This is a genomic window from Microbacterium sp. FW305-3-2-15-F-LB2 (assembly GCF_058787255.1).
In genome coordinates this window covers 3,257,718-3,282,296 of record NZ_JBYSZO010000001.1, presented here as the reverse complement: position 1 = coordinate 3,282,296, position 24,579 = coordinate 3,257,718, and the positions used below count along the sequence as shown (strand labels likewise).

General features: G+C 70.5%; 28 protein-coding genes. 12 read left to right on the top strand and 16 right to left on the bottom strand.

Going from position 1 to position 24,579, the window contains the following annotated elements; genetic code table 11:
- Positions 1–100 precede the first annotated feature (100 nt).
- The gene (locus tag AC3WLZ_RS15800) at positions 101–781 is read right to left on the bottom strand and encodes a response regulator (protein ID WP_492470703.1); all 681 of its coding nucleotides are present in this window, start codon (positions 779–781) and stop codon (positions 101–103) included.
- The gene (locus AC3WLZ_RS15795) at positions 774–2,045 is read right to left on the bottom strand and encodes a sensor histidine kinase (protein WP_492470702.1); all 1,272 of its coding nucleotides are present in this window, start codon (positions 2,043–2,045) and stop codon (positions 774–776) included. The genes AC3WLZ_RS15800 and AC3WLZ_RS15795 overlap by 8 nt, the downstream gene beginning before the upstream one ends.
- Positions 2,046–2,190: 145 nt before the next feature.
- Here AC3WLZ_RS15795 and AC3WLZ_RS15790 point away from each other — a divergent pair, with 145 nt between their 5' ends.
- The gene (locus tag AC3WLZ_RS15790) at positions 2,191–2,763 is read left to right on the top strand and encodes an NADPH-dependent FMN reductase (protein ID WP_492470701.1); all 573 of its coding nucleotides are present in this window, start codon (positions 2,191–2,193) and stop codon (positions 2,761–2,763) included.
- 105 nt (positions 2,764–2,868) lie between these two features.
- Here the strand turns inward: AC3WLZ_RS15790 and AC3WLZ_RS15785 are convergent, their stop codons facing one another.
- From AC3WLZ_RS15785 to AC3WLZ_RS15770, 4 genes are all read right to left on the bottom strand, one after another.
- Complete coding sequence (locus AC3WLZ_RS15785) at positions 2,869–3,105, bottom strand: hypothetical protein (RefSeq protein ID WP_492470700.1); 237 nt, start codon at positions 3,103–3,105, stop codon at positions 2,869–2,871.
- A 130-nt stretch (positions 3,106–3,235) separates the two neighbouring features.
- A complete protein-coding gene (locus AC3WLZ_RS15780; protein WP_492470698.1) occupies positions 3,236–4,477 on the bottom strand; it encodes an RNA polymerase sigma factor in 1,242 nt (413 codons plus the stop codon).
- A complete protein-coding gene (locus tag AC3WLZ_RS15775) occupies positions 4,474–4,899 on the bottom strand; it encodes a YciI family protein (protein ID WP_492470697.1) in 426 nt (141 codons plus the stop codon). The genes AC3WLZ_RS15780 and AC3WLZ_RS15775 overlap by 4 nt, the downstream gene beginning before the upstream one ends.
- 124 nt (positions 4,900–5,023) lie before the next feature.
- Complete coding sequence (locus AC3WLZ_RS15770; RefSeq protein WP_492470696.1) at positions 5,024–5,869, bottom strand: exodeoxyribonuclease III; 846 nt, start codon at positions 5,867–5,869, stop codon at positions 5,024–5,026.
- A gap of 124 nt (positions 5,870–5,993) precedes the next feature.
- On the opposite strand from AC3WLZ_RS15770, the gene pyrE reads away from it, so the two are divergent.
- Entirely contained in the window at positions 5,994–6,572 is a 579-nt protein-coding gene (gene pyrE, locus AC3WLZ_RS15765; RefSeq protein WP_492470695.1) for an orotate phosphoribosyltransferase, read from the top strand.
- A 109-nt stretch (positions 6,573–6,681) separates the two neighbouring features.
- On the opposite strand, the gene AC3WLZ_RS15760 is transcribed toward pyrE, so the two are convergent.
- From AC3WLZ_RS15760 to AC3WLZ_RS15745, 4 genes are all read right to left on the bottom strand, one after another.
- Positions 6,682–6,822, bottom strand: coding sequence for a hypothetical protein (locus tag AC3WLZ_RS15760; RefSeq protein ID WP_492470694.1), 141 nt, complete (start codon positions 6,820–6,822; stop codon positions 6,682–6,684).
- A 17-nt stretch (positions 6,823–6,839) separates the two neighbouring features.
- Complete coding sequence (locus AC3WLZ_RS15755; protein WP_492470693.1) at positions 6,840–7,415, bottom strand: YdeI/OmpD-associated family protein; 576 nt, start codon at positions 7,413–7,415, stop codon at positions 6,840–6,842.
- A gap of 1 nt (position 7,416) precedes the next feature.
- Positions 7,417–8,247: an HAD-IIA family hydrolase gene (locus AC3WLZ_RS15750; protein WP_412925851.1), complete on the bottom strand. Its 831-nt coding sequence runs from the start codon at positions 8,245–8,247 to the stop codon at positions 7,417–7,419.
- A gap of 93 nt (positions 8,248–8,340) precedes the next feature.
- Positions 8,341–8,514 (bottom strand): CsbD family protein, encoded by a 174-nt coding sequence (locus AC3WLZ_RS15745; protein WP_412925850.1) that lies wholly within the window; start codon positions 8,512–8,514, stop codon positions 8,341–8,343.
- 189 nt (positions 8,515–8,703) lie between these two features.
- Between AC3WLZ_RS15745 and AC3WLZ_RS15740 the strand changes: the two genes are divergently transcribed.
- Entirely contained in the window at positions 8,704–9,651 is a 948-nt protein-coding gene (locus AC3WLZ_RS15740; protein ID WP_492470691.1) for an SDR family NAD(P)-dependent oxidoreductase, read from the top strand.
- A 42-nt stretch (positions 9,652–9,693) separates the two neighbouring features.
- On the top strand, positions 9,694–12,180 hold the full coding sequence (locus AC3WLZ_RS15735) for an HAD-IC family P-type ATPase (protein WP_492470690.1): 2,487 nt from the start codon (positions 9,694–9,696) through the stop codon (positions 12,178–12,180).
- On the opposite strand, the gene AC3WLZ_RS15730 is transcribed toward AC3WLZ_RS15735, so the two are convergent.
- The 3 genes from AC3WLZ_RS15730 to AC3WLZ_RS15720 form a co-directional block, all read right to left on the bottom strand.
- Entirely contained in the window at positions 12,129–12,560 is a 432-nt protein-coding gene (locus AC3WLZ_RS15730) for a hypothetical protein (RefSeq protein WP_412925847.1), read from the bottom strand. The genes AC3WLZ_RS15735 and AC3WLZ_RS15730 overlap by 52 nt on opposite strands.
- A 73-nt stretch (positions 12,561–12,633) precedes the next feature.
- A complete protein-coding gene (locus AC3WLZ_RS15725; protein ID WP_492470689.1) occupies positions 12,634–13,269 on the bottom strand; it encodes a metal-dependent transcriptional regulator in 636 nt (211 codons plus the stop codon).
- A 9-nt stretch (positions 13,270–13,278) separates the two neighbouring features.
- On the bottom strand, positions 13,279–14,556 hold the full coding sequence (locus AC3WLZ_RS15720) for an Nramp family divalent metal transporter (RefSeq protein ID WP_492470688.1): 1,278 nt from the start codon (positions 14,554–14,556) through the stop codon (positions 13,279–13,281).
- Between the two features lie 42 nt (positions 14,557–14,598).
- On the opposite strand from AC3WLZ_RS15720, the gene AC3WLZ_RS15715 reads away from it, so the two are divergent.
- Positions 14,599–14,931 carry a hypothetical protein gene (locus AC3WLZ_RS15715; protein WP_492470687.1) on the top strand — a complete coding sequence of 111 codons (333 nt, stop codon included), beginning with the start codon at positions 14,599–14,601 and terminating at the stop codon, positions 14,929–14,931.
- A gap of 125 nt (positions 14,932–15,056) precedes the next feature.
- Entirely contained in the window at positions 15,057–15,698 is a 642-nt protein-coding gene (locus tag AC3WLZ_RS15710; RefSeq protein ID WP_412926182.1) for a TrmH family RNA methyltransferase, read from the top strand.
- Between the two features lie 9 nt (positions 15,699–15,707).
- Here AC3WLZ_RS15710 and AC3WLZ_RS15705 read toward each other — a convergent pair whose 3' ends face one another.
- Together AC3WLZ_RS15705 and AC3WLZ_RS15700 are read right to left on the bottom strand one after the other, a co-directional pair.
- A complete protein-coding gene (locus AC3WLZ_RS15705) occupies positions 15,708–15,992 on the bottom strand; it encodes a hypothetical protein (protein ID WP_412925844.1) in 285 nt (94 codons plus the stop codon).
- A 162-nt stretch (positions 15,993–16,154) separates the two neighbouring features.
- On the bottom strand, positions 16,155–17,444 hold the full coding sequence (locus AC3WLZ_RS15700) for an MATE family efflux transporter (protein WP_492470999.1): 1,290 nt from the start codon (positions 17,442–17,444) through the stop codon (positions 16,155–16,157).
- A 229-nt stretch (positions 17,445–17,673) separates the two neighbouring features.
- Here AC3WLZ_RS15700 and AC3WLZ_RS15695 point away from each other — a divergent pair, with 229 nt between their 5' ends.
- Together AC3WLZ_RS15695 and AC3WLZ_RS15690 are read left to right on the top strand one after the other, a co-directional pair.
- Positions 17,674–19,647: a M13 family metallopeptidase gene (locus AC3WLZ_RS15695; RefSeq protein WP_492470686.1), complete on the top strand. Its 1,974-nt coding sequence runs from the start codon at positions 17,674–17,676 to the stop codon at positions 19,645–19,647.
- Positions 19,648–19,695: 48 nt separating this feature from the next.
- Positions 19,696–20,658, top strand: coding sequence for a serine hydrolase (locus tag AC3WLZ_RS15690; protein ID WP_492470685.1), 963 nt, complete (start codon positions 19,696–19,698; stop codon positions 20,656–20,658).
- Between the two features lie 159 nt (positions 20,659–20,817).
- Here the strand turns inward: AC3WLZ_RS15690 and AC3WLZ_RS15685 are convergent, their stop codons facing one another.
- The gene (locus tag AC3WLZ_RS15685; RefSeq protein ID WP_492470684.1) at positions 20,818–22,137 is read right to left on the bottom strand and encodes an FAD-dependent oxidoreductase; all 1,320 of its coding nucleotides are present in this window, start codon (positions 22,135–22,137) and stop codon (positions 20,818–20,820) included.
- A gap of 90 nt (positions 22,138–22,227) precedes the next feature.
- Here AC3WLZ_RS15685 and AC3WLZ_RS15680 point away from each other — a divergent pair, with 90 nt between their 5' ends.
- The 4 genes from AC3WLZ_RS15680 to AC3WLZ_RS15665 all read left to right on the top strand — a co-directional run bounded on the left by AC3WLZ_RS15680 (position 22,228) and on the right by AC3WLZ_RS15665 (position 24,461).
- Positions 22,228–22,575 carry an ArsR/SmtB family transcription factor gene (locus AC3WLZ_RS15680; protein ID WP_412925839.1) on the top strand — a complete coding sequence of 116 codons (348 nt, stop codon included), beginning with the start codon at positions 22,228–22,230 and terminating at the stop codon, positions 22,573–22,575.
- Between the two features lie 14 nt (positions 22,576–22,589).
- Complete coding sequence (locus AC3WLZ_RS15675) at positions 22,590–23,069, top strand: GNAT family N-acetyltransferase (protein ID WP_412926181.1); 480 nt, start codon at positions 22,590–22,592, stop codon at positions 23,067–23,069.
- A gap of 214 nt (positions 23,070–23,283) precedes the next feature.
- A complete protein-coding gene (locus AC3WLZ_RS15670; protein WP_412925838.1) occupies positions 23,284–23,559 on the top strand; it encodes a hypothetical protein in 276 nt (91 codons plus the stop codon).
- A gap of 14 nt (positions 23,560–23,573) precedes the next feature.
- Positions 23,574–24,461, top strand: a complete 888-nt coding sequence (locus AC3WLZ_RS15665; protein WP_492470683.1) for an FHA domain-containing protein — start codon at positions 23,574–23,576, stop codon at positions 24,459–24,461.
- The last annotated feature ends 118 nt before the right edge of the window (positions 24,462–24,579 follow it).

Here is a 24,579-nt window from a genome sequence, read left to right as displayed (position 1 = left end):
CACGCTACGGAGGCCGACACGACGCGGCATCCGTCCCGGGGCGGGTTGCGCCCCTCCTCCCTGAGGGGGAGTCCGGGCCCGCCGCGGTCGCGCGGTGCGGTCAGGCCAGGCCGTGGCGGTGCGCCAGCACCACGGCCTGGACCCGGTCGCGTGCGCCGAGCTTTTGCAGCAGGTTCGACACGTGCGTCTTGACCGTGGCCTCACCGATGAACAGGCGCGCCGCGATCTCGGCGTTGCTCAGTGCCTCGGCGACGAGCTTGAGCACCTCGGCTTCGCGCTCGGTCAGGGGTTCGGCGAGGACGAGCCCCTCGGCCGGCGGGGTCGAGGGCTCGCGGGCGGGCGCACCGCCGCCCTGTCCCGCGAACCGCGCGATGACGCGGCGCGTGACTTCCGGTGCGAGCAGGGCATCGCCCGCGCCCACCACGCGGACCGCGCCCACGAGCTCTTCGGGCCCGGCGTTCTTCAACAGGAAGCCGCTGGCTCCGGCCGCGAGAGCGTCGAACAGGTAATCGTCGCGGTCGAAGGTCGTGACGATGAGGACGGCGGCGGCAGAGGCGGGATCGGCGACGATACGCCGGGTGGCCTCGAGCCCGTCCATGTCGGGCATCTGGACGTCCATGCAGATCACGTCGGGTCGTAGCGCCGCAGCGGCCGCGATCGCCTCGACGCCCGTCCCCGCTTCGCCGACGACCTCGATGTCGTCCTCGAGCGAAAGGATCGTGCGGAACCCCGCCCGCATCATCGCGTGGTCGTCGACGAGCAGCACGCGCAGCTCAGGCATGCTGGACCTCCGCGTCGACCAGCGGCACCCGGACCCGCACGAGATACCCGCCGCGGGTGCGCGGGCCCATCTCGATGCTGCCGCCCGACACGGCGGCGCGTTCCCGCATACCGCGCTGGCCGAGACCGGGGGCACCGGAGCCGCGGCGACCCGTGTTTGTCACCTCGAGTTCGACGGTCGTGCCCTCGTAGCGGACGCGCACGTCGGCCGTCGCATCCGGCCCCGCGTGCCGGCGGGCGTTCGTGAGCGCCTCCTGGGCGATACGGAACAGGTTGACCTGCACGACCGGGGACGGCTCGGCCACCGGCTCCCCGATGACGGCGAACGTCGTCGGGAGTCCCGCCGCCGACGTCTCCGCGACGAGCGCGGGGATGGATGCCAGCCCGTGGGTCGTCGGAGCGGTGTCGGTGCTCGGCTCGCTTCCGTGACTGGCATCCGGTGTCCGCAACGTCTCGAGCAGCTGGCGGAGCTCGCGCAGCGATGTCCGCGCCGATTCTTCGATGCCGCTCAGCACCTCGCGGGATTTCTCGGCGTCGCGGTCCATCACCGAGCGGGCGACACCCGCCTGCACGCCCATGAGCGAGACGTGGTGCGCGACGACGTCGTGGAGTTCGCGCGCGATCCGCACCCGGTCCAGCGCCACCGCTTGGGCGGCCGTGATCTCGCGCTCGGCCTCGAGCTCGGCGGTGCGTTCCTCGAGCGCTGTGCGTTGAAGGCGCTGCTGGTATGAGCGCTCACCGAAGAAGTAGGCGCCGCCGAAGAACAGCGCGTTGATCCCCAGCCCGAGCAGCTGTGAGGCGACGAAGGGCGAGAATGCGCCGGTGCGGGACGGGAAGCCCTCGGGCACCTGGTCCACCGGCATCGTGGCGTCCTGGAACATCACGACGAACAACCAGGCGAACATCCCCAGGATGATGGCCACCCGCACGATCGTGGCCCGGCGACGGTTCGTCGACCACGCGCCGACCGTGTAGATCGCGATGAACATCGCGATGTTGCCCGCGTACACCTCGGGGACCCGCAGGGTCACGGCGAAGAAGTACGCCGCCGAGACGATCACGGCCACGATGGACGGCCACCGTCGCCGGAACGCGAGCGGGACGGACAGCACGGCGACGTAGACGACCGCGAGGACGAACTCGGCCTGCTGATCCCCGTAGAGTCCCGCGACGGCCGACAGCACCGCGCTGAGCAGCCCGCCCACGAACAGCACCGCCGCGAGCACGATGTCGCTGCGCCACTGCGCGCGGGTGAGATTCGGCATCCCTCCACGTTATGGGGGCTCCGCCTGCTCGGCATCCCCCTCGAGACGGAGTCAACCCCCGCGGGGAATGGGCCGCGGAACGAAAAGCTTGCACATGAATGCACCCGGGCGCCCCCGCGCCCCCGGCACCACAGGAAGGATCATCGTGACCGAATACACGATCGGCTACATCGTCGGAAGCATCTCCAGCACCTCGATCAACCGTCGCCTGGCGAAGGCGCTCGAGAAGGTCGCGCCCGAGGGCGTGACGCTCAAGGAGATCCCGATCAAGGACCTCCCGTTCTACTCGCCCGACTACGACGAGAACTTCCCTCAGGTCGCGACGGACTTCAAGAACGCGATCGAGGATGCCGACGCGGTCTTCATCGTCACCCCGGAGTACAGCCGTTCGATCCCGGGCGTGCTGAAGAACGCGCTGGACTGGTCGGCGCGCCCCTACGGCGAGGCGTCATTCAACGACAAGCCCACCGCGGTCATCGGCACGTCCCAGGGTGGCATCGCCACCGCCGCCGGCCAGCAGCACCTGCGCTCGGTCCTCCTGCACTACAACGCTCTCGTGCTCGGTCAGCCCGAGGGCTACATCCAGTCGACGCCGGGCCTCTTCGACGAGGACGGCACCGTCAACGACGAGGGCACCGCGGCGTTCCTCCGCTCGATCATCGAGGCACTCGTGACCCTGGTGAAGCGCACCGCTCCCGCGGAGGTTCCCGCGGCCTGAGGTTTCGCACGAGGCGGGGTCGGGGCGTTCCCCGGCCCCGCCGTCGTGCGTCCGGGCCCGCCGGGCGCACGATGGCGTCGGCTCTCGTGCGAGCGACGTCGGCGATCAGTCGTCCCCGCGAGGCGGGATTCCCTGATCGGGAGGGTCACGCCGCTCCGCGACCTCGTGCCGGAAGCGCACGAATCCGACGGACAGGACGCCGATGCCCACGAGAGCGATCGCGATGCGGAAGCCGACGTGCAGGTCGGCGAAGAGCAGGTTCGGAAGAGTCAGGAGGAAGACCGCCGCGATGAAGTACCAGACCGCCGTGGAGTCCCGCTGATCCTCGTTCGGGGATGTCATGGAGTTCGCTCCTCTCCCCGGAAGCGTACGAAGGCCATCAGCGCCTCCACCTCCCCCGCGGGACGGAGATGAGGCGGGATGCCGTTCGCCTGGTGCCCCGCCGGCCGCGCCGCGCCGAGGATCGCGCGACTCACGCGCCGAGGGCGTCGGCCTTTCGTCGCAGGAGGGCGGCCTCCCGGGCATTGCTGGTGAGAGCGGCGGCCTCGCGCAGATGTGCCCGCGCCTCCTCGGTGCGCCCGGAGCGCGCGAGCAGCTCGCCGCGCACGGACGGGAGCAAGTGGGATCCGCGGAGCGCGCCGTTCTCCGCGAGGGCGTCGACGATCGAGAGAGCCTCGGCGGGACCGGATGCCATCGACACCGCCACGGCACGATTCAGGTCCACCACGGGGCTCGGGCTGAGGCGCCCGAGCATCTCGTACAGCAGGACGATGCGATCCCAGTCCGTCGCATCCACACTCTCCGCCCGGGCGTGGCACAGGGCGATCGCCGCTTGCAGCGCATAAGGACCCCGTCCGCGGCCGAGGGCATCAGCCCGGTCCAGAAGCAGGGAGCCGCGAGCGATCGCCGAGCGATCCCAGCGCCGCCGATCCTGGTCGGCCAGGAGCACGGCATCCCCGTTCGCATCGACGCGGGCCGCGAAGCGGGAGGCCTGCAGCTCCATGAGGGCCGAGAGGGCGAGCACCTCGGGCTCGTGGGGGAGCAGCCCGCAGAGAACGCGCCCGAGCCGCAGGGCCTCATGAGCGAGCTCGGTGCGCAGGACCGCGTCGCCGGTGCTCGCGACATAGCCCTCGGTGAAGATGAGGTACACGACGGTCAGTACCGCGGTGCGCCGCGCGGGCCACTCCGCGGGCTCGGGCACGGCGAACGGCACGCGCGCCGCGCTCAGCGCCTTCTTCGCCCGGACGATCCGCTGCTGCATTGTCGGCAGGGGCACGAGGAAGAGGCGCGCGATGGCATCGGTGTCGAGCCCGCCCACCACCTTCAGCGTCAGCGCCACCTGCGCTTCGCGCGAGAGCACCGGATGACAAGCGGCGAAGACGAGGCGCAGGACGTCGTCGTCGATGGGCTCCCAGACGTCGTCGGCCACCTCGTCGAGATCGGCGGCGAGGAGGCGGTACTTCTCGCCGAGGCGCTGCTCGCGCCGCCACCCGTCGATCGCGCGGCGCTTCGCGACCGCCGTGAGCCACGCCCCGGGGTTTCGCGGCACGCCGTCTCGTTCCCATTGCTCGACGGCCTCGACGAGGGCGTCCTGCGCGAGGTCTTCGGCCGTACCGAGGTTGCCGACCACACGCGCCAGCGCCGCGACGATCCGCGCACCCTCGATGCGCCAGATCGCCGCGACGCGGCGCGAGAGGTCGGTGTCGGGGCTCACCGCCCGGAGAGTTCCTCGCGCCAGCCCTCTTCCTTCTGGATGTACTCGTTGTCGGCGAAGGCGGCGAAATCGGTCTCGTCGGTGACGCGGCGCACCTCGAGCTTGTTGCCGGCGATGAGCGGCGCCCGTCGGGCCCACTCGATGGCCTCATCGCGGTTGGACACCTCAATGATCCAGAACCCGTTGAAGAGCTCGTGCGTCTCCCCGTAGGGGCCGTCGGTGACGACGGGCTCCTCGCCCCCGAACTCGACGACGAAGTTCTGGCTCATGTCTTCCGCGAGGCCGTCGCCGGCGACGAGGACACCCGCGTTGATCATGGACTCGTTGTACGCGCCCATGTCGTTGATGATCTGCTCGAAGGGGATCTTCTTGTAGGCCGCGTACGCTTCGTCCGTGCCGCGCATGATCAGCATGTACTTCATCGTGAACTCTTCTCGTCGTGTGCTCGGTCGAGCGCCTTCGGGGAGCGAATGCCTGCCCCTACTATCGCGTCGAACGGCACTCACCGGAATCGACAGGGCGACGAGAATAGTTCTGAGGATGCCGTCAGCCGAAGATCATCGGCAGATCGTCGTCGTCCTCGTTCCGCGAGAGGTCGAGGTCGGCGACGACGGGCACGTGGTCGCTGGGGGCCTCGCCCTTGCGCTCGTTACGGTGGATCTCGGCGCCCTGCACCGCGTCGGCGAACGCCGGGGAGCCGAGGATGAAGTCGATCCGCAGCCCCTCGTTGCGGGGGAAGCGCAGCTGCTTGTAGTCCCAGTACGTGTAGCCGGTGGGGATGAGCGGACGCACGACGTCGGTGAGCCCCGCGGATTCGAACGCCGCGAACGCGGCGCGCTCGGGCGGCGAGACGTGGGTGGTCACGCCCTCGATCACCGTGGGATCGCCGTTGTCGGCATCCGTCGGCGCGATGTTGAAGTCGCCGGTGAGGGCCAGGGGCAGGCCCGGGTCTGCTGCGAGAGTGTCCTCGGTGTGGCGGCGCAGGGCTTCGAGCCAGTCGAGCTTGTAGCGATAATGCGGGTCGTCGAGCCCGCGGCCGTTCGGCACGTACAGGCTCCACACCCGCACACCGTCGATCGTCGCGCCGATCGCGCGCGCCTCTTTCGGAAGGTCAGGACCCTCTTTGCCCTTCTCGAACCCGGGCATTCCGGGAAAGCCGATCTCGACGTCCTCGATCGGCTCACGGCTCGCGATCGCGACGCCGTTCCACTGGTTCAGACCGTGGGCGACGACGTGGTACCCGGCCTCTTCGAACGCGGCGTACGGGAACTGCTCCGTCTTGCACTTGATCTCCTGCATCGCCAGAACGTCGATGTGCTCGCGCACGGCGAACTCGACGGTGCGGGCGACGCGGGCGCGGACGGAGTTGACGTTCCAGGTGGCCAAGCGCATGGCATCCAGCCTACTTTCGGCCGGGGACATGCTCTTGCGTGCGCCCGGGCCTGACGTGGCGGAGGAGGCTGATCTGCTCTGATCACGGCAGATGTTGTCCATGGAGGCAAATAGAATCGTCGCCGTGACTGCCGCCTCCACGCCCGAGCTCGAAGCCGACCGTCAGGCCCTCATCGGCCTCATCAACGCCGAGGCGGTGTTCCACGGCGACTTCACCCTTTCGAGCGGCAAGAAGGCGACGTACTACGTCGACATGCGCAAGCTCACGCTCGACCACCGCGCCGCCCCCGCGATCGGCCGCCTCGTGCTCGACCTCGTGAAGGACCTCGACGGCGTCGTCGCCGTCGGTGGGCTCACCCTCGGCGCCGACCCGATCGCCAACGCGGTGATGCACGAGTCGGTGCACGCCGGTCGCCCGCTCGACGCGTTCGTCGTGCGCAAGGAGCCCAAGGACCACGGCCGCGGCCGCCAGGTCGAGGGCGCGGATGTCGCGGGCCAGCGCGTCGTGGTCGTCGAGGACACCTCGACCACCGGTCAGTCCGCGCTCAAGGCCGTCGAGGCCCTGCGCCGCGAGGGCGCCGAAGTCGTCGCGGTCGCCGTGATCGTCGACCGCAAGACCGGCGCGCAGGCCGCGATCGAGGCCGAGGGCCTGCAGTGGCTGGCCTCCATCGACCTCGACGACCTGGGCCTGCAGCCGCAGTAATCCGTCACGCCTGCCGCGCGTGCGGCGGGGCCGGTGTGCGGTGCCGGCGCGGGATACCGAGCCCCTACCGCCATGGTGCATCGGCGCCTCGCCCCGCCGCTGCCAGCCGTCAGTCGCCGTCGTCGCCCGGGCCGTCGAACGGGTCGCGGCGGTTGCCCCGCCGGGAGCGGCGCCACTGCACGATGAACGCCACGAGCGTGCCGGCGGTGATGAGGAAGGCCGTTCCCAGCCAGAGTGTGCGATCGTCCACGGGTCGATCCTCTCCGATCAGACGGGGCGTTTCCCCTGGGCGGCGTCGGCGACGATCTTCGCGATCCGCGAGTCGCGCGTCTCCGGTCGCACTGCCATCGCGATCTGCGTGAGTCCGAACTTGCGGCTCGACGGGGGGAACGTGTCCCAGTTCGCTCGCGCGGCGGGCACGGCGTTCAGCGCCGCAGTGAGCTCGGGCGGCTCGATACCCGCCTCGGGTCCGTCGAGCAGCTCCCATGCGCCGTTGGCGCGGGCCACCTCGAGCGCGCGGATGCCGGCGGGACGCAGCCGATCTTCCGCCTCCAGCCGCGCGATGCGGGCCTTGTTCGTGGCCGCCCACCCGCTCTTCGGCTTGCGCGGCGCGAACCACAGCCCCGAGCTGAGTTCATCGAACACGCGAACGGGGCCGTCGATCCACCCGAAGCGCAGCGCTTCGCAGATGGCATCCTCGTACTCGATGTAGCGGCCCGCTTCGGCTCCGCGGCCGCGCAGCAGCCACGCGCCCTTCGACACGGTGTGGTTCTCTTCGAGCCACAGGCTCCACTCGACGGCGTCGATCGCCGCGACCTTCACCCCGTCGTCGAGCACACCCATGTCACAGGCCTTCGCTCAGACCCTCTTCGCCGTCGGCGAGGTCGGTTTCGATGGGCTCGTCGCGGACGAGATCGGCGACGGATGCCAGGATCTCATCGGGCCGGAACGGGTACTTCTCGATCTCGTTCTGGTCACTGATGCCGGTCATCACGAGGACCGTGTGCAGCCCCGCCTCGATGCCGGCCACGATGTCGGTATCCATGCGGTCGCCGATCATGCCGGTGTTCTCGGAGTGCGCGCCGATGCGGTTCAGGGCGGAGCGGAACATCATCGGGTTCGGCTTGCCCACGATGTACGGCTCTTTGCCGGTGGCCTTCGTGATGAGGGCGGCGATCGCGCCTGTCGCGGGCAGCACGCCCTCGTGGGAGGGGCCCGTGGCATCCGGGTTCGTGGCGATGAAGCGGGCACCGTCGCGGATGAAGCGGATGGCCTTGGTGATGGCCTCGAACGAGTAGTTACGCGTCTCGCCGACCACGACGTAGTCGGGCGAGGTCTCGGTCATGATGAAGCCGGCCTCGTGGAGGGCGGTGGTGAGCCCCGCCTCGCCGATGACGAAAGCGGAGCCGCCCGGCATCTGCGACTGCAGGAAATCCGCCGTCGCGAGTGCCGAGGTCCAGATCGAGGACTCGGGCACCACGAGACCCGACGAGCGCAAGCGAGCGCTCAGATCGCGCGGGGTGAAGATCGAATTGTTGGTGAGCACGAGGAATGGGGTTCCTTCTGCCCGCCACTGCGCCAGCAGCTCGGAGGCACCCGGCACAGGGGTGTTTTCATGGACGAGCACGCCGTCCATGTCGGTGAGCCAGCACTCCACGTCGCCACGGGTTCGCATGGGCTCAGCCTATCGCCGGGGTCCGACACGGCGAGGGGGTGGACGCGGAAAGGGCCGCCGGCGCGAAGCGCGGCGGCCCTTCACGGCGAGGCGTTACTTGTTGAACGCGTCCTTGACGTTCTCGCCCGCCTTCTTCGCGTCGGCCTTGACCTGGTCGGCCTTGCCCTCGGCGGCGAGCTTGTCGTTGTCGGTGGCGTTACCGATCGCTTCCTTCGCCTTGCCCACGATGTCCTGTGCGGCGTTCTTGATCTTGTCGTCGAGACCCATGATCGGTTCCTTCCCTGAAATGACGTTCGTCGCGCCGAGTGATGGCCGCGGCGGAGCCGGTGTGCTCACATCTCAGACGTAGCGACACGAGCCTTCGTCACACGACCGAGCGAAAAAGTTCACGAGATCGGTATTCCGCATCCGGAATGCACCCGTGACGGGGCCGAGGGATCTGGTTAGGGTCGAAGGGTGGCGCGCGACGAGTGGGACCCCCGGAACCTTCCCGACCTCTCGGGCCGCACGTACCTCGTGACCGGGGCCACCCGCGGTCTCGGCTACTTCTCATGCGAGCAGCTCGCCGGCGCGGGTGCCCATGTGCTGCTGACGGGCCGCAACCCGAACCGGCTCGTTCTGGCGAAGGCGGCCGTGCGTCGAACGCATCCGGATGCCTCGATCGAGACGCTCCTGCTCGACACGAGCAACCTCGGCTCGGTGCGGGCGGCCGCGGCGACCGTCCGCGCCCGGGGTCGACTCGACGGCCTCCTCATGAACGCCGGGATCGTGCACCCGCCCAAGACGCGCGAGCTGGCGGGCGGGCACGAGCGCGTGTTCGCCACCAACGTGCTCGGGCACTTCGCACTCGGCGGCGAACTCTTGAAGCCTCTGGCCACCGCGCGCGGGCGCATGGTGTGGGTGGGCAGCATGTCCACCTCGCTCTGGAAGCACGTTCCCACCGACCCGGAGCTCGTCGAGGGGTATACGCCCTGGCGCGCCTATGTGCAGTCGAAGGCGGCCACGACGGCACTCGCTCTCGAGGCGGACCGCCGCCTGCGCGCGCACAGCGTGCCCGTCGAGAGCCTCGTCGCGCACCCCGGGTACTCCACGAGCGGCCGCACTCGTGGCATCCGCGGGGTGAACGAGCCTACGCGCCTCACGCGATTCGTCGACAACCTGCAGGCGCCGTTCACACAGTCGAAGGACGAGGGCGCCTGGGCTCTCGTGCGCGCGCTGACCGATCCGCTCGCCGAGGGCGGTGCGATGTACGGGCCGGCGCAGGTCGTGCGCGGCACCCCGCGTCCGGCGACTCCCGCGCGGCGGACGCGCGACGGCGCCCTCGGTACGGATCTCTGGCTCGCGTGCGAGACCGCGACGCACGTGCGGTGGCCGTTCGAGAGGGTGCGGCGCGCGGCATCCTGAATCCGCCCCCGCGATGTCGGGCCCTGCCCCTACAGTGAACGCATGGAGCAGGCGACCGTCGACGTCGGCGACGCGCGAGGACTCACCGCCGCCGCGGTCGCCGAGCGGGTCGCCGCCGGCCAGACCAACGCGTTCTCCGCCGACAGCAGCCGGTCGGCGTGGAACATCGTGCGCGCCAACGTCTTCACGCTGTTCAACGGGATCGTCGCGGCGTGCTTCTTGGTGTTGCTGGTCCTCGGCCGCTGGCAAGACGCGCTGTTCGGCGTCGCTTCTCTCTCGAACGCGGTCATCGGGTGCGTGCAGGAGTTCCGCGCCAAGGCGGCGCTCGACCGCCTCGCGCTGCTGAACGCCCCCCGTGCGCGCGTGCGCCGCGACGGCGTCGACGCCGAGATCGCCCCGGCCGAGGTGGTCCGCGACGACCTGCTCGTGCTGCGCGCGGGCGACCAGGTGCCCGCCGACGCCGTGGTCGTCGAGACGCGCGCGCTGCAGATCGACGAGTCGATGCTCACGGGCGAGTCGGATGCCGTCGACAAAAGGCCGGGCGACGAGGCGCTGTCGGGATCCATCGTCGTGGCGGGCGAGGGGACGGCGCGGGTCACCCGCGTCGGGGCGGAGTCGTACGCCAACGCCTTCGCGGCCGAGGCGAAGCGGTTCCAGCTCGTCTCGAGCGAGCTGCGGACCTCGATAGACCGCGTGCTCCGGTGGGTGGGGTGGGGCATCGGGCCGATCGGGCTCCTCGTCCTGAACGCCCAGATGATGGTCGCCGGCGGATGGGTCGAGGCGTGGCAGCAGGGCACGTGGTCGCAAGCCGTCGTGAACACGATTGCGGCGCTGACGGCGATGATCCCGCTCGGTCTCGTGCTCATGACGTCCATCGCCTTCGCCGTGGGCGCGGCCCGCCTGGCCGGCAAGAAGGTGCTGGTCAACGAGTTGCCGGCCGTCGAGGGCCTCGCGCGCGTCGACGTCATCTGCCTCGACAAGACAGGCACCCTGACCGCCGGCGAGATCCGCTTCGACGCCGCCCTCGAGATGCAGACGGTCGGCGGGTGGCGCGACGCGCTCGCCTGGTATGGCGCGGCGGAGGACGCGAACGCGACCGCCCAGTGTCTGCGCGAGCCCTTTCCTGTCGCGGCGCCGCTGACGGTGGCGCAGCGCATACCGTTCTCGTCCGCCCGTAAGTGGAGCGCGGTCTCGTTCGAGGGCGCGGCGCCCGGGACGTGGGTGCTCGGGGCGCCCGAGATGGTGTTCGGAGACACCGCCGCGGATGCCACGAGCGAGCTCGGCGCGGCCGTGACCCGCCTGGCGTCGTCCGGGCGTCGCACCCTCGTGCTGGCTCACACCGACGCAGCGCTCGACGACGCCGATGTCGCGGCCGAACGCTTCCCCTCCGGCGCCATCGCGGTCGCCGTGCTGACCTTCGTCGAGGCCGTGCGGCCGGACGCCGCCGAGGCACTCGCGTACTTCCGTGCACAGGGAGTCGCCGTGCGCGTCATCTCGGGCGACAACCCCCGAACGGTCGCGGCGATCGCGCGCGAGGTCGGACTCGACGTCGACGAGGGCTACGACGCACGCGGCCTGCCCGACGACGATGTCGAGCTGGGGCGCATCCTCGAGGAGCACACCGTCTTCGGGCGCGTGACGCCCGACCAGAAGAAGCGGATGGTCTCGGCGCTGCAAGCCCGCGGACACGTGGTGGCCATGACCGGCGACGGCGTCAACGACGCGCTCGCGATCAAGACCGCCGACATCGGCATCGCGATGAACTCCGGCGCCGCGGCGACCAAGGCGGTCGCGCGCCTCGTGCTGCTCGACGGCCGCTTCTCGCACCTGCCCTCGGTGGTCGCCGAGGGGCGTCAGGTCATCGCCAACATCGAGCGGGTCTCGATGCTGTTCCTGACGAAGACCGTCTACGCGACGGGCCTCGCGGTGCTGTTCGGGGCTCTCGTCATGGAGTTCCCCTTCCTGCCTCGCCAGCTGTCGATCACGGACGGCCTGACGATCGGCATCCCGGCCTTCTTCCTCGCGCTGCTTCCGAACACGCAGCGATACGTGCCGGGTTTCCTCCGCCGGTCGCTGAGCTTCGCGATCCCGGCCGGTCTCGTCATCGCCGTCGCGCTGACGCTGTACACGCGCGCGGCGATGGCCCTCGGGCTCAGCGTCGAGCAACTGCGTACCGGCGCGACGATCATTCTCGCGATCGTCGCGATCTGGGTGTTGACCGTGCTCTCGCGCCCGGTGACGCGCGTGAAAGTGCTGGTCATCGGAGCGATGTTCATCGCGCTCACAGCGATCTTCACGATCCCGGCGCTGGGACAGTTCTTCCAGCTGCAGGACCCGGGCGAAGCCGGCGCGTGGCTCGTGACGGGTGTCGTGATCGCGGCCGTCGGCGCGATCGAGATCGTGCGGTTCGCGCACCGTCGCTTCGTGCGGCGGATGCTCCGGATGCCGGCATCCGCTCGCCGTGACGCCGACGCGGCTCAGAGCATCGGTGAGGGCTCCGTCACCGGGACGGTGTCGGGCCGGAAGTAGCGCCGCGCCGTCGGCGGGATCCAGACCGCGGCGAGCACCGCCACCGCGGCCAGCAGCGCGATGACGATCGTCGGCTCGAGTTCCGTGAGGGCGAGAGCGAGCCCCTGCAGGATCACGAGCAGCGACAGGTACGCCGTGAGGAGGTTCCGCGCCAAGCGGCTGCCGCGGGCGAGCGAGGAGCCCCCGGCGACGGTGAGCAGGCCCAGCAAGATGGTGGCGGCGCCCACGAGCGACACGGGCAGCACCTCTTCGGCATCCACCTGGTACCGGGAGAGCAGGACGAGGACGCCCAGCGCCGTGTTCGCCAGCCCCCCGACGTAGACGAGCACGACAGCGACGGTGACGGGGAGAGGTCGATGGACCTCGACGGTGCTGGTCATGGATGCCTCCCCTCGGTGGCTCCGCGGGAGCCGGTGGGGTCAGCGTAACGGCGGAGCGTCGTGCGCGGGGCGCTCAGCGCGCGAGCCAGACCGAGGCGCCGGCGCCCTCGGGCAGCGGCACCTCGACTCCGTCGGCGCGGACGACGTCGGGTGAGACGACCTCGAGTTCGTGGCCGACGTCGATGCGCAGCGCCACCAGCGCGCGAAGCAGCTCGGGATCGCGGTCGCTGACGCGCAGCACGCGTCCCGAATGACCGGATGCGGCGTCCTGCAGCAGCACGAACGGCTCACGGTGCACGGCGCCGGTGGCATCCGGGATCGCGTCTCCGTGCGGGTCGAACCGCGGGCGTCCGAGCCGCTCGTCGATGCCCTCGAGGAGACGGTCGCTCAGCGAGTGCTCGAGGATCTCGGCCTCGTCGTGGACCTCGTCCCACGAGTAGTGGAATTCGCGCACGAGCCACGTCTCGATGAGGCGGTGGCGGCGGATGACCGACGCCGCCCGCCGCGCACCGGCAGGCGTGAGCGACACCGGACCGTACGGGCGATGGCTCACGAGCCCCTGCGCGGCGAGCTTCTTCACCATCTCGGTGACGCTCGAGGGAGCGAGGCTCAGCACGGCGGCGAGCTGCGAGGGGGTGATCGGGTCGTCCTGCCACTCGGTGTGGTGGTAGATGGCCTTGAGATAGTCGTCGGCCACGGGCGATTCCACGCGCCCAGCCTAACCTCCGGTGAACACCAGCCACAGGAGGACGGCGTTCAGCGCGACGAGGAACACCGACGCCGCCACACCCGCCGCGGTCGTGAGCGCGCGGTTGCGGTGCACTCCGAGCAGCTCGCGTCGGGACGTCAACACCACGAGGGGGATAAGAGCGAACGGGATGCCGAACGACAACACGACCTGACTCAGGACCAGGGCGACCGTGGGGTCGAGACCCACGCCGAGGATCAGCAGCGCCGGGATGAGCGTCACGAGGCGGCGCACGAGGAGCGGAACGCGGATGCGCAGCAACCCATGCATGATTTCGGCGCCCGCGTACGCCCCCACGGACGTCGAGGCGAGTCCGCTCGCGAGCAGCCCGACGGCGAACAACGTCGCGACCAGCGGCCCGAGTCCGTCGCGCAGAGCGGCGTAGGCGCCCTCGAGGCTGTCCGTACCGGCGACTCCCGTCAGGTTCGCGGCGGCGAGCAGCAGGATCGCGAGGTTCACGGTGCCCGCGACGGCGAGGGCGATCGTGACGTCCCACCGCGTCGCCCGCAGCAGTCGCCGGGTCGACACGCCCCGAGCGGCCTCGAGGTCGGCGGCCGCGGTGGGCTCGGCGGGCGCGAAACGGTCGCGGCTCAGCGCCGAGTGGGCGTAGATCGCGTGGGGCATGATCGTCGCGCCGAGGATCGATGCGGCCAGGAGCACCGACGTCGCACCGTCGAACCGGGGGAGCAGCCCGCCGACGACGCCCGCCGGGTCGGGCGGCGCGAAGAAGAGACCCGCGGTGAAGCCGACCGCGATGATGAGCAGGAGTCCGATCACGACGGTCTCGAACGTGCGCGCCCCCCGGCGCGACTGCACCAGGAGCAGCGCGATCGAGACGACTCCCGTGATCACCCCGCCCCACAGCAGAGGGATGCCGAACAGCAGGTTGAGCGCGACCGCGCCGCCGATGACCTCGGCGACGTCCGTGGCCATCGCCACGAGTTCGGCCTGCACCCAGTAGGCCCGCCGCAGCCAGGGGCGTTGGATGCGACGGCCCAACAGCTGCGGAAGGCTTTCGCCCGTCACGATGCCGAGCTTGGCCGACAGATATTGGATCAGCCACGCCATCACGTTGCCGAGCACCACTACCCACACGAGCAGGTAGCCGAAGACGGCCCCGGCCGTCATGTTGCTGGCGACGTTGCCCGGGTCGAGGTAGGCCACGCCCGCGACCATCGCCGGCCCGAGCAGCCATGCCGCACGGCGCGTGGCGCGGCGCGGGGGCGCGGCATCCATTGTTTTCGGCATGCCGAAACCTTAGCGATATTTCGGGCCACCGAAAAATGAGGCATGTCGTCGGAAGTCGCGCACGGTCGCGTCACGTGGTGCTGCGCGGAGTCCCGTCGCGCCAAATGGCACGACTGGGGGTTCCGTCGCGCCGGATGGCACGACTGGGGGTTCCGTCGCGCCGAATGGCACGAGGTCAGCGCCGCGGCCGGTGACTTCTTCGGTCGCGGCAAAGTGTGCGTGCGGTGGTTCGGTGGTGCAACTTGGCGCGATGGAGGCGGTGGAGCGGAGCTGGGTGAGGCTTGGGTCGCGGGGAAGTGCGCGTGCGGTGGTTCGGTGGTGCAACTTGGCGCGACCGAACGCCGCGCCGCTGCCGCGGATAGCCTGGACCGGTGACCCACGGCGACGCGACCCCGGTGCCTGACGACGCGACGCCGGGCGCCGAAGACGCGACGCCGGGCGCCGAAGACGCGACGCCGGGCGCCGAAGACGCGACGCCGGGCGCCCAAGACGCGACACCGGTGCCTGACGACGCGACGCCGGGGGATGACGCACCCGCGCCCCTCCACGGGGTGGGGCCGTGGCCGGGCGGGCCGGACGCGTGGCCCGACGACCCGCGCTACGACCGCGAGCTGCTGGCCGAGGGTGATCGACGCAACGTCGTCGACGCGTACCGGTACTGGACGATGGATGCCATCGTCGCCGACCTCGATGCGCGGCGGCATCCGTTCCATGTCGCGATCGAGAACTGGCAGCACGACCTCAACATCGGGTCGATCGTCCGCAGCGCCAACGCTTTCCTCGCGGCCGAGGTCCACATCATCGGCAGGCGGCGCTGGAACCGTCGGGGCGCGATGGTCACCGATCGGTATCAACACGTGCGGCACCACGAGGACGTCGCCGCGTTCGTCGAGTGGGCGCGCCGGGAGGGCCTCCCCGTGCTCGCGATCGACAACGTCGAGGGATCGGTTCCGGTCGATCGGGCCGAGCTGCCCGAGGCCTGCGTGCTGCTGTTCGGTCAGGAAGGGCCGGGACTCTCTCCCGACGCACTCGCCGCCGCGTCGAGCGTGATCGAGATCACCCAGTACGGGTCGACGCGGTCGATCAATGCGGCCTCCGCGGCCGCCGTCGTCATGTACGAGTGGTGTCGACGCTGGGCGTGAACCCCACGGTCAGTGCACCTCGGTGCGCTGCGGGCACTCGTCGAGGGGGCGCGATCCGTGGACCCGACCCGTCCGCAGGAGCATCAGCGCCGCGGCGTACAGAACAGCGGCGCTGAGGATCACCGAGACTCCGAATACCGCACCCGAGAACGGCCTGTTGCGATACACGTACGCCGACGTCGAGGCATCCCACACCTCGTACTCGACGAAATAAAAGCCGCCCGCGCAGAAAATGGCCATGGCCAGAATCAGCGCGGCGGCCACGATCACCGTCGCCACCACATGCCCCCGCATGCGACCAGGATAGGGACTCCCGGTGACGGGCGTGTGAAGATCTCGCGAAGTCCGTGCGGGAACGCGGGCGCACGTCGTGAACGGACATGATCTGCGGGCATGAGTGCAGGCGATGGCTCGCCCCTGTCGAGGCACCCGCGTCCCCCGAGGCGCGTGCGCGTCTCAGGCACCCGATGTCATCCACGCTCTCCCACGAACCCGGAGTCCGAGGGTGACGGCGCGGGCGAGCATGTACACGCCGAAGAACGCGGCGGCGAGCCATGCGAGGCCCGTGGCGCCCCCGCCCGCGAACATCGCCACCAGAACGAGCGCCGGGACGTACGGCACGAGGTTGAGCAGCCCCGCGATCGCGAGGTACCGCGCGTCGCCGGCGCCGATGAGGACACCGTCGAGGACGAAGACGAACGACGCCAGAGGTTGGGCGACCGCGAGCACGAGGAGCGCCGGCTGGATGAGGGCGGCGATCTCGGGGTCACCCGTGAAGACGAGACCGAGGACTCCGGATGCCGCGGCCACGAGCGCCCCGACGGCAACCCCGAACCACAGGCCCCACGCCACCGTGCGGGACAGGACCTGACGCGCTCCGGCGACGTCGCCGGCGCCCAGTGATTTGCCGACGAGCGCCTGCGCCGCGATGGCGAGCGCATCCAACGCGAACGCGGCGGTCGAGAAGATCGTGAACGCGATCTGCCATCCGGCGAGTTCCGCTGAGCCGACCCCGGTGGCCACCGCCACCGTCGCGAGGAACGCGGCGCGCAGACTCAGCGTGCGAACGAACAGCCACCCTCCCGATCGCGCCGTGCCGCGAAGTCCGCCGGCTTCGGGGCGCAGCGACGCCGCGTGCCTCCGCGCCAGGCGCGTTGCGATCACGACGTAGGCGCCCACCATCCCCCACTGCGCGACGACCGTGCCCACCGCCGAACCGGCGATGCCCCAGCCGAAGCCGTAGATGAACAGGGCGTTGAGCAGCGCGTTGGCGCCGAAGCCGAGCCCCGCGATCCACAGCGGCGTGACGGTGTCCTGCATGCCGCGCAGCAGCCCCGTCGCGGCGAACACCACGAGCATCGCAGGTAGGCCCCACATCGAGATCGACAGGTAGACGCGGGCGTTCTCGGCGACGTCGGGTGCCGCACCGAACACGCCGACGAGCACCGGCGTCGCCAGCACGCCCACCAGGGCGAGCACCGCCCCGATCGTGAGCGCGAACCACATGCCGTCGATGCCGACCGAGACCGCTCGCCCCAACTCGCCCGCGCCGTAGCGTCGGGCGACCGCGGGGGTCGTGGAGTACGCGAGGAAGACCATCAGCCCGACCGCGGTCTGCAGCACGGCGCTGGCGATGCCGAGGCCGGCCAGCGGCGCCACCCCGAGGTGACCCACCATGGCGCCGTCGACGATGAGGAACAACGGCTCGGCGACCAGGGCGCCCAGCGCGGGTACGGCGAGCCGCATGATCGCGCGGTTCAGGGTCGCCGGTGCGGGTGTGGTCACCGTTCGAGCCTACGGCGGGCCGCCGACACGGGCGGGGTGGCCGTGGCATCCGGAACACTCCGAAGGAGATCCGTGCGGTGGCCCGCGGGGTCGACGCCCCGGGCTGGGGGGGCGGCGCGATCTTCCTTCGTCGCGGACGGCGACAGGTCATCCGGAGCCGGGACGGAGCCGGGGCAATTATCCTGTCTCCATGACCGAGACCCCCCGCTCCGGTCTCGCGCTCGAAGAACTGAGCGACGAGATCCGCCCGCAGGACGACCTGTTCCGCCACGTGAACGGCCGCTGGCTTGAGCGCACCGAGATCCCCGACGACAAAGCCCGATGGGGCAGCTTCCATCTCATCGCCGAGCAGGCCGAGAAGGACGTGCGCACCATCGTGGAGGAGTCGCAGGAGGCCGAACCGGGCAGCGAAGCCCGAAAGATCGGCGACCTGTTCGCGAGCTTCATGGACACCGCCCGCATCGAGGAGGCGGGAGCGGCACCGCTGGGCGACCAGCTCGCGCGCGTCGACGCCGTGAGCGACGTGCCCGGCTTCCTCCGGCTCGTCGGCGAACTCGAGCGCGACGGCGTCAGCGGCCTGTTGACCCTCTTCGTCGAGCCCGACCCCGGCAACCCCACGCGCTACGTGCCGGTGATCTACCAGGGCGGCCTGTCGCTGCCCGACGAGAGCTACTACCGCCTCGACAACTTCGCCGAGACGCGCACCGCCTACCGGGCGCACATCGAGCGCATGTTCGAGCTGGCCGGTGTCGCCGAGCCCGCGGCATCCGCCGATCGCGTGTTCGCGCTCGAGACCGATCTCGCCACGCACCACTGGTCGCGGGAAGACAGCCGCGACGCGGTGAAGACCTACAACCTCCGCTCGTGGGATGAGACCGTGGGCCTCGCCGGGATCGACCTCGTGCCGTGGCGCGAGGGAGTCGCGCCCGGCCACGAGGACGCCTTCGCCGAGGTCGTCGTCTACCAGCCGAGCTTCCTCGAGTCCCTCTCGGTGCTCCTGGTCGACGACCGGATCGAGGACTGGAAGGCGTGGCTGCGTTTCGCGATCGTGCACTCGGCCGCGGCGTTCCTGTCCGAGGAGTTCGTGGCCGAGAACTTCGCGTTCTACGGGACGCAGCTCACCGGTGTCCCGGTGAACCGCGAGCGCTGGAAGCGCGGCGTCGGCCTCGTCGAGGCGGCGCTGGGCGAAGCCGTGGGCAAGGTCTACGTCGAGCGTCACTTCCCGCCCGCGGCGAAGGATGCCATGGACGTGCTCGTGACGAACCTCATCGAGGCGTACCGTGAGTCGATCACCGGGCTGGAGTGGATGACGCCCGAGACGCGGGAGCGCGCGCTCGCGAAGCTCGACGCGTTCACGCCGAAGATCGGCTACCCCGTGAAGTGGAAGGACTACTCCGCGCTCGAGGTCGACGCTGCCGACCTCGTCGGTAACGTCCGACGTGCGCACGTCTGGGAGCACGACCGTCAGCTGGCCAAGGTCGGGCAACCCATCGACCGCGACGAGTGGTACATGACGCCCCAGACGGTGAACGCGTACTACAACCCGCTGATGAACGAGATCGTGTTCCCGGCGGCGATCCTGCAGTACCCGTTCTTCGACGCCGACCGGGATGCCGCCGCGAACTACGGCGGCATCGGCGCCGTGATCGGTCACGAGATCGGCCATGGATTCGACGACCAGGGCAGCCGCTTCGACGGCGACGGGTCGCTGCGCGACTGGTGGACGGACGCCGACCGCGCGGCGTTCGAGCAGCGGACGAAGGCGCTCATCGCCCAGTACGAGGAGCTCGTCCCCGAAGGGTTGAGCCCCGAGCACCACGTCAACGGCGCCCTCACGATCGGCGAGAACATCGGCGATCTCGGAGGCCTGGGCATCGCGATCCGCGCGTACCGACTCTCTCTCGGCGAGGACGAGCCCGCCGACGGTCCCTCGGTCGACGGGTTCAGCGGCATCCAGAGGCTCCTGCTCAGCTGGGCGCAGATCTGGCAGCAGAAGGGGCGGGATGCCGAGACGATCCGCCTCTTGACGATCGATCCCCACTCGCCGAACGAATTCCGCTGCAACCAGATCGTGCGGAACATCGACGCGTTCTACGGTGCGTTCGACGTGACCGAGGGCGACGCCCTCTGGTTGGACGCAGACCAGCGCGTCACCATTTGGTGAGGTCGCGTTTGTTGCTCTCCTGACCCGGAAGGAGCCACGCTCGTGGGCATGCCACCGGTTCCCGAGCCCGCAACACCCGAACCCGCCGGAGGGCCCGTGGAGTCGTCGCGACGCGACGCCCCGGCCCTCCGCGGGTCGGCCCGAAAAGGACCCCGACGTCTGCCCCGGAGGGCGGCCGCCGGTCGCCGGTCGTTCACGGCGACGCTCCGGGCGCTCGATGAGCTCGCGGCATCCGGTGCCAAGGTCTCGGTGCGCATCGACGACCTCGACGGCGGCTCGGCGGTGCTCGAAGGAGACGACTTCGTCACGCTTCCCGTCGCGGGGCTCGGCGTCGTGCCGCTGCTCATCGAGGTGGCCGCGGCGATCGAGGCGGGGCGCGTCGACGCGCTCGAGATCGTCGATCGCTCGACCGTCGACTCGGCGTCCGCCGGGGGAGTGTGGCAGCACCTGAAGGCACCGGCGCTCCCGCTCTCGGACGTGGCGGTGCTCGCCGCCTCGACCGGCGATGCGCTCGCGGCCAACGCGCTGCTGCAGCGGGTGGGGCTGCCCGCGGTCCGCTCCCGTATCGAACAGCTCGGCCTGCGCCGTACGGCGCTGCTCGACCGGTTCCGCGACGACCGCGGACCCGACGACGCGCCGCACGTCGCGCTGTCGACCGCGCGCGAGATGGCGGCAGTGTTCGCCGGGCTGGTCAACTCCACGGTGGTGTCACCGGGGGTGAGTGCCCAGGTCGCCGAGTGGCTGAGCCTGAATCACGACCTGTCGCTCGTGGCATCCGCCACCGGCCTCGATCCGTTCGCACACGAGAACGACCGACACGGCCTGTTGTTCATCAACAAGACGGGGCGTTCCGAGGGGGTGCGGGCGGAGGCGGGTGTGCTCGGCGGGCCGCGCGCCGGCGTGGCGTTCTCGATGATCGTGAACTTCGACGACCTGTCGATCGCCCACCGCCTGCGCGCGCACGACGCCTTCCGCGTGCTCGGCGTCGAGCTGATGGAGTACGTGTTCTGAGGCCCCCGGCCCCTCGCGGTTCGCCGCCGCGGTTCGCCGCCGAGGTTCGCCGTGGCCCGCCGTGGTTCGCCGCGGTTCGCCGAGACTTCATCGCGCTGACGTCTCCCTTGCAGGCTGCAAGGGACTTGTCGGCGCGATGAAGTCTCGCGGGTCGATCGGTCAGACGGATGCCGGGGCGCGGCCGATCTGCAATACCCGCGCGGGAGGGGCGCAGCACGCGCCGCCCAGCGAGGCGCCGGACGCATCGAAGAGACCCGCGCCGCCGCACACGCCCGTGTCGGGGAGTGCCAGCTCCACGCGACGGGCCGCTTCATGGTCGCCGGCGAGCTCTGCCACGACGCTCCGCACCTGCTCGTACCCGGTGAGGGCGAGGAAGGTCGGTGCCCGCCCGTACGACTTCGCCCCGACGAGGTAGAAGTCGGGCTCGGGCTGTGCGAGGTCGGCCGCGCCGGTCGCCGCGACGGAACCGCAGGAATGCACGTTCGGGTCGATCTCTGCGGCGATGCGCACGGGAGCCTGCAGCGTGGGGTCCAACTCCAGACGCAGCTCCGACAGGAACGACAGATCAGGGCGGAACCCCGTCAGCACCACCACGCGATCGGCGGTGAGCGTGCGCCCGTCCTCGGCGATCAGCGTCGGCCGACCGGCATCCACCCTCACGCGTTCGACGCGGAAGCCCGTCGCGAGCGACACCAGTCCGGCATCCACGACTTCTTTCGCCCGGATGCCGAGGGCGCCACGTGCGGGGAGTTCGTCCGCGTCGCCGCCGCCGAAGGCGTTGCCGGCGGTGGCGCGGCGCAGCGCCCACGTCACCGTGGTGCTCGGGTCGCGGCGGGCCATCCGTGCGAGCGCGAGAACCGCCGTGAGGGCGGAGTGCCCGGACCCGATCACGACGGTGTGCTTCCCCTCGAAGCCCTCGCGGTCGCGGAAGTCCGGGATGCGGTAGGTCAGCAGGCCGTCCGCGGCCCTCTCGCCGAGCGCCGGCAGGCCGTCCGCACCCGCGGGGTTCGGCGAAGACCATGTTCCCGACGCGTCGATGACGGCACGTGCCTGCAGCCGGAATTCCTCGCCGTCGGCCGGTCGCACGTGCACGGTGAACGGCTGGTCCGCGCGGCCCGCGTCGATCAGGCGGTCGCGGCCGAGGCGCGAGACGCCCACGACGCGGGAGTCGTATCGCACGCGGTCGCCCAGTTCGGCGGCGAGCGGAGCGAGGTAGCGGTCGATCCACTGCCTGCCGGTCGGGTACCCCGCCGTCGGAGCGGTCCACCCCGTGCGCTGGAGAAGCCGCGCCGCGGCCGTGTCGATGAGCTCGGGCCATTCGGAGAACAGCCGTACATGACCCCACTCGGCGACCGCTACCGCCGGGCTCGAACCGCCTTCCAGCACGACCACCGGAAGTCCGCGCTCCACCAGGTGCGCGGCGGCGGCCAGTCCCTGCGGACCCGCGCCGATCACCACGACGGGTAGCTCGTTCACCATCAGCCTCACTCCTCCGTATCGATGGACCTCGATGGATCGAGATTGCTCGATGTATCGACGAATGTCAATGTGATGTGCCAGAATCGACCCATGCCCACGACGCTGCCTCTCCTTCCGTCCGACGCCGCGGTGTGCTGCTCCCCGGTCATCGGTGGGGCTCTGTCAACCGAGGAGGCGGAGCGGATCGCGCGGACCTTCAAGGCCCTCGGCGACCCCACGCGAGTACGGCTGCTCTCGCTCATCGCGGCATCCGATGAGGGAGAAGCCTGCATCTGCGACCTCACCGAGCCCGTCGGGCTTTCTCAACCGACCGTCTCCCATCACATGAAACTGCTCGTCGACGCCGGGCTCGCCACGCGCGAGCAGCGGGGTCGCTGGGCGTACTACCGGGTCGTGACCGATGCTCTCGAGCAGGCGTCGCTGGCCCTCCGCCCGTGACCGCCGTTCGTCCGATGACCGCGGCGGACTGGCCGGCGGTCCTCGACATCTACCGGTGGGGGATCGAGACCGGGAACGCGACGTTCGAGGCTTCACCTCCGAGCTGGGAGGCGTTCGACGCCGGGAAGCTCTCGCTGGGGCGGCTGGTCGCCGTCGGGGACGAGGGCGAGGTCCTGGGCTGGGTCGCGGCGTCCGCAGTCTCCGCGCGCGAGGTCTATCGCGGCGTCGTGGAGCACTCGGTCTACGTCTCACCGGACGCGCAGGGCCGGCACGTCGGAACCATACTGCTGGCGGCATTCCTGGATGCCGTCGACGCGGCCGGCATCTGGACCGTGCAGTCGAGCATCTTCCCCGAGAACACCGCGAGCCTCGCGTTGCACGACCGCGCCGGCTTCCGCCGGGTCGGACGGCGTGAGCGCATCGCCCTCATGACACACGGCCCCTGGGCGGGGCAGTGGCGCGACACGATCCTGGTCGAGCGGCGCCTGGTCTGAGCGCTGTTCGCCCCCGTGGTTCGCCGAGACTGCATCCCGCTGACGTCTCCCTTGCAATCTGCAAGGGACTTGTCGGCGCGATGAAGTCTCGCGGACGAGTGGGGCGGGGAAGGCGCGCGGGTTATCCCGCAAAGGGAGCGGGAACGCAATCCCTCGTTTCGCAATGCGGCCGGTGAGACCCTGGTGCCCCCGAACACCAGAAAGGACAGGGACGATGTCCGACACCACCGCAACCACCGACCCGTTCGCCAACTCCTCCGGCCCCGAAGGGCACTCGATCACCGACTGGACCGACCTCGGCCGAGAGATGTGGTCGTACCTGACCGGCCGCGGCGCCGCGGTCAACTACTCATTCGTCGACATGACCGTCGAGGTGCCCCGAGACATCGGCCCCGACGCCCCGCGCGCGACGTGGAAGCTCAACGGCACCCTCCGCGTCACCACGAGCGACGACACCGCGCCGGGTTCCGACCCGTACCGCGGCAACTGAGGGTAGGCGCCGTCATGGTGCGCCTCGACATCGACCTCGCCTTCTCCGAACAGGAGGCGGGGGCGGATGCCACTCTCCCCCCGTTCAAAGGCACGATCACCGCCGCGGGATCCGAGGTGCGGGTGACGGTCAACGATCCGTTCCGCCTCCCCGGCAACGGGCGCCGCACGCTCGCGGAGCTGTCGACCATCGCCGACGCGCTCGCTCGGCGCGGCATCTCGGTGCGAGTGGAGGGTCCGGACGGCCCGATCCTGCACCTGGGCGACGTCAAGAGCAGCCTTCTGCAGCGGGTCGTCACGGGTTCGCCGCACATCCGGCTGGGATCGGTCGCGGCGGTGGCGCCGCTACTCACCCGCCGGAAGGGCAGTGAGCCGCTGACGTTCCCCGTGCCGCCGGGGACGCCGCTGCCGCTCGTGCCGACCGTGAACCGGTTCGTGCGGCGCCGGATCACCACGACGCACTACACCCCCGGCTCGGGGCGACCGCGTCTCATTTTCGCCATCGGCACCGGCGATTGGGATGGGCGACCGCCTCGCGAGTTCGATCTGCTGCCCACGAAGACCGTCATCGGGTCCGGCGACGAGGCCGACCTGCGCCTGCCCGGCCTCGCGCCGGTGCACGCGGAGATCCGGCACGAGGGCGACGACGAGTACGTCTTGTACGGCTTCGACGTCGTCGGCGGTGGCGGAGCCGCGGTCGAGGGACGCCGCGGGAACGGCCGCATTCTGCGCACCGGCGCGCGGATCGAGCTCGGCGACTGGCGCCTGGCGTACTTCCGCGCCGAGTGGGCTGATCACGGCCGCCCCTACGGTGGCCGCGTCGGTGGAGAGCTGGCGCGCCAGCGCAAGCAGCCTCCGCGCGGCGGCACGGGCCCGTTGTCGAAGGCATCCGACCCCGATTGACGCCCTCGCGACCCCGCACCCCGCGACCCCGCGAGACTGCATCCGGCCGACAAAACCCCCGCACGCTGCAAGGGAGATGTCGGTCGGATGCGGTCTCGGCGTCAGGAACGCGGAGCGG

Coding starts and splice junctions, on each gene's coding strand:
- AC3WLZ_RS15800 (WP_492470703.1), bottom strand. CDS start 781: ATGCCTGAGCTGCGCGTGCTGCTCGTCGACGACCACGCGATGATGCGG.
- AC3WLZ_RS15795 (WP_492470702.1), bottom strand. CDS start 2,045: ATGCCGAATCTCACCCGCGCGCAGTGGCGCAGCGACATCGTGCTCGCG.
- AC3WLZ_RS15785 (WP_492470700.1), bottom strand. CDS start 3,105: ATGACATCCCCGAACGAGGATCAGCGGGACTCCACGGCGGTCTGGTAC.
- AC3WLZ_RS15775 (WP_492470697.1), bottom strand. CDS start 4,899: ATGAAGTACATGCTGATCATGCGCGGCACGGACGAAGCGTACGCGGCC.
- AC3WLZ_RS15770 (WP_492470696.1), bottom strand. CDS start 5,869: ATGCGCTTGGCCACCTGGAACGTCAACTCCGTCCGCGCCCGCGTCGCC.
- AC3WLZ_RS15755 (WP_492470693.1), bottom strand. CDS start 7,415: ATGGGTGTGCTCGACGACGGGGTGAAGGTCGCGGCGATCGACGCCGTC.
- AC3WLZ_RS15750 (WP_412925851.1), bottom strand. CDS start 8,247: ATGCGAACCCGTGGCGACGTGGAGTGCTGGCTCACCGACATGGACGGC.
- AC3WLZ_RS15745 (WP_412925850.1), bottom strand. CDS start 8,514: ATGGGTCTCGACGACAAGATCAAGAACGCCGCACAGGACATCGTGGGC.
- AC3WLZ_RS15735 (WP_492470690.1), top strand. CDS start 9,694: ATGGAGCAGGCGACCGTCGACGTCGGCGACGCGCGAGGACTCACCGCC.
- AC3WLZ_RS15730 (WP_412925847.1), bottom strand. CDS start 12,560: ATGACCAGCACCGTCGAGGTCCATCGACCTCTCCCCGTCACCGTCGCT.
- AC3WLZ_RS15720 (WP_492470688.1), bottom strand. CDS start 14,556: ATGCCGAAAACAATGGATGCCGCGCCCCCGCGCCGCGCCACGCGCCGT.
- AC3WLZ_RS15715 (WP_492470687.1), top strand. CDS start 14,599: ATGTCGTCGGAAGTCGCGCACGGTCGCGTCACGTGGTGCTGCGCGGAG.
- AC3WLZ_RS15705 (WP_412925844.1), bottom strand. CDS start 15,992: ATGCGGGGGCATGTGGTGGCGACGGTGATCGTGGCCGCCGCGCTGATT.
- AC3WLZ_RS15700 (WP_492470999.1), bottom strand. CDS start 17,444: ATGCGGCTCGCCGTACCCGCGCTGGGCGCCCTGGTCGCCGAGCCGTTG.
- AC3WLZ_RS15695 (WP_492470686.1), top strand. CDS start 17,674: ATGACCGAGACCCCCCGCTCCGGTCTCGCGCTCGAAGAACTGAGCGAC.
- AC3WLZ_RS15690 (WP_492470685.1), top strand. CDS start 19,696: ATGCCACCGGTTCCCGAGCCCGCAACACCCGAACCCGCCGGAGGGCCC.
- AC3WLZ_RS15685 (WP_492470684.1), bottom strand. CDS start 22,137: ATGGTGAACGAGCTACCCGTCGTGGTGATCGGCGCGGGTCCGCAGGGA.
- AC3WLZ_RS15680 (WP_412925839.1), top strand. CDS start 22,228: ATGCCCACGACGCTGCCTCTCCTTCCGTCCGACGCCGCGGTGTGCTGC.
- AC3WLZ_RS15675 (WP_412926181.1), top strand. CDS start 22,590: ATGACCGCGGCGGACTGGCCGGCGGTCCTCGACATCTACCGGTGGGGG.
- AC3WLZ_RS15670 (WP_412925838.1), top strand. CDS start 23,284: ATGTCCGACACCACCGCAACCACCGACCCGTTCGCCAACTCCTCCGGC.
- AC3WLZ_RS15665 (WP_492470683.1), top strand. CDS start 23,574: ATGGTGCGCCTCGACATCGACCTCGCCTTCTCCGAACAGGAGGCGGGG.